This is a genomic window from Pantoea conspicua (assembly GCF_002095315.1).
In the GTDB taxonomy this organism is placed as follows: Bacteria; Pseudomonadota; Gammaproteobacteria; order Enterobacterales; family Enterobacteriaceae; genus Pantoea; species Pantoea conspicua.
Window position 1 is genome coordinate 1 of sequence record NZ_MLFN01000100.1, and the last position, 3,004, is coordinate 3,004.

Annotated in this window: 3 protein-coding genes and 1 pseudogene; 1 reads left to right on the plus strand and 3 read right to left on the minus strand. The window is 58.9% G+C overall.

From position 1 onward, the window contains the following. Positions 1–532 (minus strand): annotated as a pseudogene (locus HA41_RS19315) (CoA transferase); the annotation flags it as partial. A gap of 48 nt (positions 533–580) precedes the next feature. After that, on the minus strand, positions 581–1,465 hold the full coding sequence (locus tag HA41_RS19320) for a DMT family transporter (RefSeq protein ID WP_094122102.1): 885 nt from the start codon (positions 1,463–1,465) through the stop codon (positions 581–583). 180 nt (positions 1,466–1,645) lie between these two features. On the opposite strand from HA41_RS19320, the gene HA41_RS19325 reads away from it, so the two are divergent. Further along, positions 1,646–2,368 carry a glutamine amidotransferase gene (locus HA41_RS19325; protein ID WP_094122103.1) on the plus strand — a complete coding sequence of 241 codons (723 nt, stop codon included), beginning with the start codon at positions 1,646–1,648 and terminating at the stop codon, positions 2,366–2,368. Here the strand turns inward: HA41_RS19325 and HA41_RS19330 are convergent. Next, positions 2,356–2,919, minus strand: a complete 564-nt coding sequence (locus HA41_RS19330) for a class I SAM-dependent methyltransferase (protein WP_094122104.1) — start codon at positions 2,917–2,919, stop codon at positions 2,356–2,358. The two genes, HA41_RS19325 and HA41_RS19330, sit on opposite strands and share 13 nt — an antisense overlap. Positions 2,920–3,004: the final 85 nt, after the last annotated feature.

Consider the following 3,004-nt stretch of genomic DNA (forward strand, 5'->3'; position numbering starts at 1 on the left):
GCGGCTCCTGCGCCACAGCCTGGCCCTGCGGATGCTCCCGCCAGGCCGCGCTGCTGCGCATCTCTGCGGCACAACCGCCCGCATCTATGATCGCCTGCTCCAGCTCAGCAGCCTGCCAGCGCTGCACCTCACGGGCCAGCGAAGTTCGGTCAGCGTGCTGGCCCAGCACCTGCTCCATCGCCTGACGGTGATGGGCAGCATTGGTGTGCAGGCGGATCCAGCCATCACGGCTGGGGTAATCACCCGCAAAAGCATCCCATAGCGCAGGTGCGGGACGGTTGAGCGGCATAAAACTGTGCTGGAACCAGCGCGACGCCAGCCGGACATTCACTTCAACCGGCCGGCTCGAATTGATCAGGGCGGCCGTCGCCTGTGTGGCGAGCCCGATGCTGGTGGCCGCCAGTTCACTGACGGCAAAGGCGGCGGGAAAACTGGCGTTATCGACAAAGGTGGGTAGCGGATGCGCTGCGGCGTTGCCACGCAATCCCTGCCACATCTGCTGCCAGAGGGACGTGGCGAGCTGATGGTCCATGTGCTGTGCTCCTGACGAGTGACAATCTCTCAAGCATAGCACGCGTCATTAACGTCGCCGCAGGCGGGGGAAGCGGGCATGCATCCGCAGATTACGCAAGTTGATCACCGCAATCGCCGTGCCGAGGATGACCAGCGAGGCACCGATAATTTTGAAGCTGTTAAGGCTGTCGCCCAGCACCACGATCCCCATCAGTACCGACAGCACCGGGGTCAGCAGCGAGTAGGGCATAATCAGGTTGACGTTGTATTTCTTCAGCAGCATGTACCACAGCGTATAGGCGACGATCGATGAGGCGATGGCGCTGTAGAGAATGGCGAACCAGCCGTGCCAGCCTGCATGACTCAGAGCATAGAGCTGGTTTGACTCCATTATCAGGCTGGCAACACCGACAATCGGAATCGCCAGAAAGGCGATCCAGCCGGTCATGGTCAGCGGCTTAATGGACGGCGATTTTTTAACTATCAGGTTGCTGACCGCCCAGCCGGTTGCGCTGCACAACAGCAGGCACAGCACCCACCAGGTGGGGATGGTCGGGCTGCCGGAGAGCACCACCACGCCGCTCAGTGAGATCATAATGCCCGCCAGCTGTACCAGCTTCAGTTTCTCTTTTAACACCACCATCGCCAGCAGCATGGCGATCGGCGTGCCGAGCTGGACCACAATCGCGCCGGTGCCGGCATCGGTATACCGCATCCCGACAAACAGCAGCGAGAAGTGCATAAAGCCGAAAGTGAACGCCAGCAGCAACAGCCAGGGCAACTGCTGTCGGGTGATGCGGCAAAACGGCACCAGCACAATGGCGACTACCACAAAACGCATAAAGGTCAGAAACAGCGGTGGAAGCTCAAGCAAGCCCCATTTTACCGCTACGTTGTTGAAGGCCCAGATACACACCACCATCAGGACCAGAAAGAAATGCCGCACCGCCACAATAATATCCTTAACTTTTTTTGCTTAGCCCGCTAATGATGGCACGAACTGCGGCATTCCTGGCAGCAGCGCTAAGAAATTTTCTGTCGCAGAGGGGAAAATAAAATCATAAGACTTTTTTGCGCGTTGCTGTCAGACTGATTTTCCGAAACGCCTCTCTGGAACAGGACCCGATTCGGTATGACCCATACGCCCGCCTTGCCCATTGCATTAATTCAGCTTGAAGTCCCGCCCGCTCACGTCGTCGCCCGGATTGGTGAACAACCACGCTGGTTCATTGACGCGTTAGATTTACAGCCTGATGAGTATCTGATCGTCCGTCCGCATCTGGGCGAGGCGCTGCCGGCCTTCGATCAGATTTCCGGGGCGATCCTCAGCGGCTCCTGGGCGATGGTCACCGACCATGCCGACTGGAGCGAACGCAGCGCCGCGTGGGTCCGGGCGGCTATCGACGCGTCGTTGCCGTTACTGGGTGTCTGCTACGGCCATCAGCTGATGGCGTATGCGCTGGGCGGAGAGGTGGCGGATAATCCGAATGGCTGGGAACGCGGTCTGCTGCCGGTCACCTGTGGCGCGCAGGCGCAGCGCGATCCACTGCTGCGGAGACTGCCGCCGACCTTCAGCGCCTGGCTGTCGCACCGACAGTCGGTGCTGACACCGCCGACGCAGGCACAGGTATTAGCCGCTTCTGAGCGTGATGGTTGCCAGATTATTCGTTATTCACCACAGGCGCTGTCAGTGCAGTTTCATCCCGAGTTCTCGTCCCCGATCATGCGCGCCTGTCTGCCGGACGGCAGTGGTGAGGTGGCTGGTGTGATGGAAGGTAAAGACTGGGCGCGTGAACTGTTAACCGCCTTCTGGCAACAGACGCGCCCGTCAATTGAGCAGGCTCAGGGCGCGTAATGGCGGGTGCAGCGATAAACCCAGGCGGGCGGCACGTTTTTCAGCACCCGTTGCCGCTCCCAGGTAAAATAGCGTGACAGGTCAGGCTGGGTCAGGGAGGTGTACTGGAATTGCACAAATACGCCGTTTGGGCCCAGGGCATTGTAAACGGCACGCAGAATCGCCTCACGCAGCGCGGGCGGCAGCGACAACAGCGGCAGACCGGAGAAGATCGCATCATACTGCCCGTTGAGGTACTCCGCTGAACAGGTGCGGACGATCATACGGTCATCGTCCAGTGCGTTGAGCTTCTCCGCCAGCATACTGCTGATCTCAAACACATCCAGCGTGGCGTCCGGTGCCATTCGTTCCAGTAACCGACGGGTTAACACACCGTCTCCTCCGCCAAGCTCGGCGATACGCAGCTGAGTATTCCATTCCACCGACGCGATCATTGTGCGGCACAGCGCATCGGATGAAGGCGTAATGCTGCCCATCTTGCGCGGATTGCGGATGAACTGATGCACGAAGTTTGCTTTAGCGCGCATCAGGGTGAAAGCCGAAGCCAGCATGCTTACCTCCCGTGTGAATTCTTCCTCATATTGACCTCTTCAGGCTGACAAGTTTCTTATTTATAAGGGCTTTGTTGAATAAATC

Bases quoted from the DNA above. Each gene is read 5' to 3' on its own strand.
- HA41_RS19325 (WP_094122103.1), top strand. From the start codon at position 1,646: ATGACCCATACGCCCGCCTTGCCCATTGCATTAATTCAGCTTGAAGTC.
- HA41_RS19330 (WP_094122104.1), bottom strand. From the start codon at position 2,919: ATGCTGGCTTCGGCTTTCACCCTGATGCGCGCTAAAGCAAACTTCGTG.